The 5,491-nt window shown below is 77.3% G+C and carries 8 protein-coding genes; 2 read left to right on the forward strand and 6 right to left on the reverse strand.

The annotated features are described in order from the left end of the window. Together PYV61_RS20250 and PYV61_RS20255 are read right to left on the reverse strand one after the other, a co-directional pair. On the reverse strand, nt 1-1,441 hold a 1,441-nt coding region (locus tag PYV61_RS20250; RefSeq protein ID WP_275835017.1), incomplete at its 3' end, for an acyl-CoA dehydrogenase family protein. Next, nucleotides 1,438-1,758 carry a hypothetical protein gene (locus PYV61_RS20255; protein WP_275835018.1) on the reverse strand — a complete coding sequence of 107 codons (321 nt, stop codon included), beginning with the start codon at nt 1,756-1,758 and terminating at the stop codon, nt 1,438-1,440. The genes PYV61_RS20255 and PYV61_RS20250, both read right to left, overlap by 4 nt. 92 nt (nt 1,759-1,850) lie before the next feature. Between PYV61_RS20255 and PYV61_RS20260 the strand changes: the two genes are divergently transcribed. Continuing rightward, nucleotides 1,851-2,126, forward strand: a complete 276-nt coding sequence (locus tag PYV61_RS20260; RefSeq protein ID WP_275835019.1) for a hypothetical protein — start codon at nt 1,851-1,853, stop codon at nt 2,124-2,126. Between the two features lie 9 nt (nt 2,127-2,135). Here the strand turns inward: PYV61_RS20260 and PYV61_RS20265 are convergent, their stop codons facing one another. From PYV61_RS20265 to PYV61_RS20275, 3 genes are all read right to left on the reverse strand, one after another. After that, nucleotides 2,136-2,675, reverse strand: a complete 540-nt coding sequence (locus PYV61_RS20265) for a 1-acyl-sn-glycerol-3-phosphate acyltransferase (protein ID WP_275835020.1) — start codon at nt 2,673-2,675, stop codon at nt 2,136-2,138. 83 nt (nt 2,676-2,758) lie between these two features. After that, on the reverse strand, nt 2,759-3,127 hold the full coding sequence (locus PYV61_RS20270) for a rhodanese-like domain-containing protein (RefSeq protein ID WP_275835022.1): 369 nt from the start codon (nt 3,125-3,127) through the stop codon (nt 2,759-2,761). Further along, nucleotides 3,103-3,684 (reverse strand): GNAT family N-acetyltransferase, encoded by a 582-nt coding sequence (locus PYV61_RS20275; protein WP_275835024.1) that lies wholly within the window; start codon nt 3,682-3,684, stop codon nt 3,103-3,105. Before PYV61_RS20275 ends, PYV61_RS20270 begins: the two co-directional genes overlap by 25 nt. Nucleotides 3,685-3,847: 163 nt before the next feature. Here PYV61_RS20275 and PYV61_RS20280 point away from each other — a divergent pair, with 163 nt between their 5' ends. After that, entirely contained in the window at nt 3,848-4,411 is a 564-nt protein-coding gene (locus tag PYV61_RS20280) for a Uma2 family endonuclease (protein WP_275835026.1), read from the forward strand. A gap of 7 nt (nt 4,412-4,418) precedes the next feature. Here the strand turns inward: PYV61_RS20280 and PYV61_RS20285 are convergent, their stop codons facing one another. Continuing rightward, a complete protein-coding gene (locus tag PYV61_RS20285) occupies nt 4,419-5,369 on the reverse strand; it encodes a hypothetical protein (protein ID WP_275835028.1) in 951 nt (316 codons plus the stop codon). Nucleotides 5,370-5,491: the final 122 nt, after the last annotated feature.

The following is a 5,491-nucleotide window of genomic DNA, read 5'->3' on the forward strand; positions in this document are numbered from 1 at the left end:
CCAGCGCGGCGTGCAGCAGCTGCGCCGTGGGCGCGAGTGCGTCGTCGCGCACGGCGCTCAGCCGCGCGTGCAGGTCGGCGAGGTGCGGCGCCAGCGCGTCCTCGCGCTCGATGGCGCGCAGCACGTCGAGGGCGAGCACGTTGGTCGTCCCCTCCCAGATCGCCAGCACCTGCGCGTCGCGCAGCAGCCGCGGGAGCCCCGTGTCCTCGACGTACCCCGCCCCGCCGAACGCCTCCAGCGCCTCGCTGGCGACGGCCACCGCCTGCTTCCCGGTCAGCAGCTTGGCCACGGGGGTGAGCAGGCGGAGCGCCGCGCGCTCGCCGTCGGTGGCGGTGCCGCACTCATCGCGGCCGAGCAGCGCCGCCACGTGCAGCACGAGCTGCAGCGCGCCGCGCCCCTCGACCTCGAGCGCGGCCAGCGTCTCGGCGTGCAGCGGGTGCGCGCGCAGCGGCTTCCCGAACGCGACGCGCCGCTCGGCGTAGTCGCGCGCGAGCGCCGACGCGCGCCGCATCCCGCCGGCGGCGCAGGCGGCGTTCCAGACGCGCGTGACGTTGAACAGCGACGCGATCTTGCGCACGCCGTGCCCCGCCCCGCCGACCAGCCGCGCCGGCGCGCCGGCCAGCGTCAGCTCGGCCGTCGGCAGCGCGCGCGTCCCCAGCTTCTCCTTGAGCCGGTGCACGACGATCCCCGGCAGCCGCCCGTCGGCGTCGCGCGCCAGCGGCACCAGGAAGAGCGACAGCCCCGCGCTTCCCGGCGGCGCGCCGGGGAGGCGCGCCAGCGTCATCGCCATCTGCGACGTGGTGGCGGAGGTGAACCACTTGTCGCCGTGCAGCGCGAACGTGCCGTCGTCGCGCGGCTCGGCGCGCGTCGCGGTCGTGGAGACGTCGGAGCCGCCGGCGCGCTCGGTCATCCACTGCCCCGACGTCCAGAACGCCGCCGGGTCGCGCGTGGTCAGGTGCGCGAACGCGGCGCGCAGCGCCGGGTCGTCGCCGCCCAGCAGCTCGAGGCAGCGCGCGGCGCCGTCGGTCATCGCCAGCGGGCAGCTGTAGACCGCCGACGACGGGTGGAACAGCTGCAGCAGCGCCATCTGCACGACGCGCGAGTGCGCGCCCCACGGGCGCTCGTACGCCAGCGCGACCAGCCCCTCCTCCGCGCCCGCGCGGTCGAGCGCGCGCCACGCCTCGCTCACCTCGATGCGGTCGACTAGCCGCCCCCAGGCGTCGTACGGGACGTGGCGCGGCGGCGCCGCCTCCGCGGCGTTGGCGAGCGTCAGCAGGTCGCCGCCGGCGCGCGCGCCCATCCGCGTCAGCGCGGGCGCCGCGGCGGCCAGCACGTCGGCGGGGAGGAGCCGGGTGATCGCCGCGCGCAGCGCGCGGTCGTTGGCCCACGGGTCGCCGACGCGCGGCGGCGCCTGGTGGAACGCGGCGTCGCCGCCGCTCACCCCGTCTCCTTCACGAACCACGCGTGGGCGCCCGAGAAGTCGAGCACCAGCACGCCCCCCTCGCCGAGGTGGTAGTGCGTCTCGACCGCGTGCGTGGCGGCGGGGTTGTCGGTGCGCAGCCGGTCGCCCTCGACCTGGTAGATGAGCGGCACCGTCTGCTCGTGCCCCTCGACCGAGAACGAGTAGAGGAGGCGGCCGCCGGCGCGGAAGTCCATGCAGACGCCGGGCGCGAAGTCGAGCGCGAGGTCGGCGCGCAGCAGGCGCCAGCGGCCGATGAGCCAGGCGGGGACGGCGTGCGGATCGGGATCGGGCGGCATGCCGGACACTACGCCGCGCGCCCGCGGGCCGGCAGGGCGGCCGGTACGGATGTTGAGAGTCGGGGCCCTCCCACAGACTCACGGAGGAGCCGATGGCCGGCCAGCAGCGCAACATGGAAGGGGACGCGGACCAGAAGCGCGCGGCGGCGCGCGAGGCGCGCGAGCACGGCAAGTCGCCGAGCGAGATGCACGCGACCACGGGCGCCAGCAAGCAGCGCGCGGAGGTGCCGAAGAACGCGTCGCACCAGGAGAAGCTCGAGAACAAGCTCCACAGCAAGGAGGGCGGCAACCAGCGCGGCGACCAGAACGAGCGGGCGCGGCCGGGGAACCGCGACAAGGACCCGAAGCGGACCGATCGCTACGAGTAGCGCGCCCTCCTAGCGCGGCGCTCGGAACGCGTCGGGGCGCCGCGCCATCCCGGCGTGGAACGAGGCGGCGAGCCGCGCGCTCGTCGCCTCGGCGCCGCCCTCGGCGGCGTGCGGCGCGCCGAAGCCGACCGCGCGCCGCGACCAGTCGAGCCACGCCGGCACGACGGGGACGCCGGCGGCGTGCGCGATCACGTAGTACCCCGACTTCCACCGCTCCACGCGGCCGCGCGTCCCCTCGGGCGACAGCGCGAGCACGAGGCGGTCGGCGGCGCGGAACGCGGCGACGACCTGCTCGACCGAGCCCTCGCCGCCGCTGGCGCCGCCGCCGTGGCGCCGCACCGGGATCCCGCCGATGCGCCGCAGCCACGCCCCGAACGGGCCGCGGAAGAGCGTGTGCTTCCCGAACCAGCGCGGCGCGAGGTCGAGCGCGAACATCGCCGCCACGCCGACGGGGAAGTCCCAGTTCGACGTGTGCGGCGCGACGACGATCACCATCTTCGGCAGGTCGGGGGGCGCGCTCTCGACGCGCCACCCCAGGAGCCGCAGCATGAGGCGGCCGAGCGCCTGCAGCCGCGGCGCGTGGCGCCGCGGGACGTTCGGCGGGACGGTGGGGGAGACCGCCGCCGCGCCGCTCAGCGCGGCCCCTCGACGGGCGCGCCGGCCTCCTGCCAGGCGCGCCACCCGCCAGCCACCGACCACACGTTCGTGTAGCCCATGCGCTGCAGCGCGTCGGCCGCCAGCGCGGAGCGGAAGCCGCCGCCGCAGTAGAGCAGCAGCTCGGCGCCGGCGTCCGGCACCTTCCGCTCGACGTCGCGCTCGATGACGCCCTTGCCGATGTGCTCCGCGCCGGCGGCGTGGCCGGCGGCGTACTCGGTGTCCTCGCGCACGTCGACGAGCCGCGCGCCGGCGGCCTGCCGCGCCTGCGCGTCCGCGACCGAGATCTCGCGCACGTTGCGGCGCGCCTCGTCGACGATCTTCAGGAAGCCGGGGGTGTGGTCCATGGGGGCGTGGGGGCCAGCTGGCGGTAGAAGAAGGTGGTGGCGCACGGGCGCCCGTCGGGCCAGAGCGCGTAGTCGGGGACCGAGCCGACGCGCACCCAGCCCAGGCGCGCGTACAGCCGCTCGGCGTCCGAGCCGGTGACGGTGTCGAGCACGAGCAGCGTGCGCCCGGCGGCGCGCGCCGCGTCCTCGGCGGCGCGCATGAGACGCTCGCCGACGCCGCGGCGGCGCGCGGCGCGCGCGACGAGCATCTTGGCGACGTCGCCGCGGTGCGGCTGGTTCTCCGGCCACGCGAACACGACCTGCACGGTGCCCACGAGCCGGCCGCCGTCCTCCGCGGCCAGCAGCACGCGGTCCGCGGCCTCCACGCCGTCGGCCACGCCGTGCCAGAACGCGTCGGCGCGCGCGCGGGTGAGCGGGGCCATGAAGCTCACGGAGGCGCCGCCCTCCACGCAGTCGAGCAGCACGTCCGACAGCTCGGCGACGCGGGCGCGCGCCTCCGCCGCGTCGAGCGCGCGGACGTTCACGTCGGCGGGTGCAGGCACGGGGGCGGTGGCCATGCGCGCACGCTCGCCCGGCGCGGCGGCGGCGTCAAGGCGAGCGGGGCCGGCGCGTTCCCCTGCGCCGGGACGCGTCGCGGCGACGCGGGGGTGGCCACGCCGCTGCGCGAGCGTGCGCGATGCCGAGTTGCGAGCCCCTTCGCCGAGGACGTAGCCTATGGCCATGGCCACCATCGCCCTGCCGCTGCCGCGGTACACGGTCGCCGACCTCGAGCAGTTCCCGGACGACGGGAACCGCTACGAGCTGCTCGAAGGGTGGCTGCTGGTGACGGCGATGCCCGGGAGCGCGCACCAGTGGGTCGTCACGCAGGTCGCCTCCGCCTTCCACGTGTACCTGGGCCGAGGGCGGCTCGGATTCGCGTACGGCGGCGGCGGGGCGCAGCACGGCGTCGCCACGCTGCTGATCCCGGACGTCCTCGTGACCGGGCCGGACGTCCGCCCCGGCCGGCCGTGGAGCGAGATGACGGAGCGCTGGCTGGCGGTCGAGGTCCTGAGCCCGTCGACGCGGATGTACGACCGCGACTACAAGGTGCGGGCGTACCTCGGGATGGGCGTGCGCGAGGTCTGGCTGGTCGACCCGTGGGCGCGCGCGGTCGAGGTGCACCGCGCGATCGGCGAGGCGCCCGACGTCGTGCGCGAGACGCTGGCGTGGCGCGCGCCGGGCGCCGACGCGCCGCTCACGGTCGCCGTGGCGGCGCTGTTCGACGGGGCGGGAGCGGGCGACTAGCGCGGGGCTAGCGTGGCGCGCCCCCGCGGCGCCGGGCCCGCGCGCTGTCGGCCTCCGCGGCCAGGAAGCCGAACGACGGCCACTGCGCGCTGTTCAGGATGCGCGCGCGCAGCGCGTCCGACTCGGCGCGCCGCCCCTCGAGGCCCAGCCACGCCGCCACGCCGTAGGCCGCCGACAGGTCGGACGGGTTGGCCATCCCGCCGAGCACCGAGTCGGCGGGGATCTCCCCCTTGAAGAGGAGGAGCAGGCGGTGGTAGCTGCCGTTCTCGATCACGTCCAGGTCGCGGCGGATCGGCTGCAGCGCCGCGCGCGCCTCCGCGTCGCGCCCCATGCGCCGCAGGATCAGGTACGTCCAGTACGTCTGCGACACGAGCTTGTCGGGGTTCCCCGACACGGCGAGCCCGGAGCGCGCGGCCTGCAGCGCCTTCGCGTCGTCGTGCTGGAGGTAGCGCGCGAGCGCGAGGTGGTACCACACGTTCGACTGCAGCGTGCCGATCGGCGTGTTGCGCGCGTTGGGCTGGCCGTCGGGCTCCACCTCGTCGGGGCGCCCGCGCATCAGCGTCGCCGCGCGCTCGAGGTCCGCGGCGGCGCGCGGCAGGTCGCGCACCGTGAGGTAGCGGTGCCCGCGGTGCCGGTACATGCGCGGGTCGGACGGGTGCTCGGCGATCCCCGTCGTCAGCTCGGTGAGCGCCTCGCGGAAGCGGCCGAGGTAGCCCAGGCGGCGCGCGACCCAGATGCGGGCGTCGGCGCTCTTCGGGTTCGCGGCGAGCTGCGCGCGCGCGGAGTCGAGCTGCGCCTCCATGCGCGCGCGCGTCTCGGCGGTCAGCGTCGGGCGGCGGAGCGGCGCGCCGAGGAGCGACGTCGCCTCCACGGGCGCGAGCTGCGCCGGCGCGGGCGCGGCGGGCGCGGCGGCCAGCAGGAACGCGGCGGCGACGGCGAGGGGGCGGAGTCGTGGCATCGCGCAAACGTGCGCGCGTGCGCGGCCCGTCGCCAGCGGTGGTCCGCGCGCGCGGGCGTCGGCGCGGCGGCGGGGGCGGCGCGGCCTGCGGCGTCGGCGGCGTCGACTCGCTCGGCGGCGGG

Source organism: Roseisolibacter sp. H3M3-2, assembly GCF_029211165.1.
GTDB lineage: Bacteria > Gemmatimonadota > Gemmatimonadetes > Gemmatimonadales > Gemmatimonadaceae > Roseisolibacter.

What these genes read in the sequence shown, in the direction of transcription:
- PYV61_RS20270 (WP_275835022.1), bottom strand. Translation starts at nt 3,127, where the DNA reads ATGGACCACACCCCCGGCTTCCTGAAGATCGTCGACGAGGCGCGCCGC.
- PYV61_RS20285 (WP_275835028.1), bottom strand. Translation starts at nt 5,369, where the DNA reads ATGCCACGACTCCGCCCCCTCGCCGTCGCCGCCGCGTTCCTGCTGGCC.
- PYV61_RS20260 (WP_275835019.1), top strand. Translation starts at nt 1,851, where the DNA reads ATGGCCGGCCAGCAGCGCAACATGGAAGGGGACGCGGACCAGAAGCGC.
- PYV61_RS20255 (WP_275835018.1), bottom strand. Translation starts at nt 1,758, where the DNA reads ATGCCGCCCGATCCCGATCCGCACGCCGTCCCCGCCTGGCTCATCGGC.
- PYV61_RS20265 (WP_275835020.1), bottom strand. Translation starts at nt 2,675, where the DNA reads ATGCTGCGGCTCCTGGGGTGGCGCGTCGAGAGCGCGCCCCCCGACCTG.
- PYV61_RS20275 (WP_275835024.1), bottom strand. Translation starts at nt 3,684, where the DNA reads ATGGCCACCGCCCCCGTGCCTGCACCCGCCGACGTGAACGTCCGCGCG.
- PYV61_RS20280 (WP_275835026.1), top strand. Translation starts at nt 3,848, where the DNA reads ATGGCCACCATCGCCCTGCCGCTGCCGCGGTACACGGTCGCCGACCTC.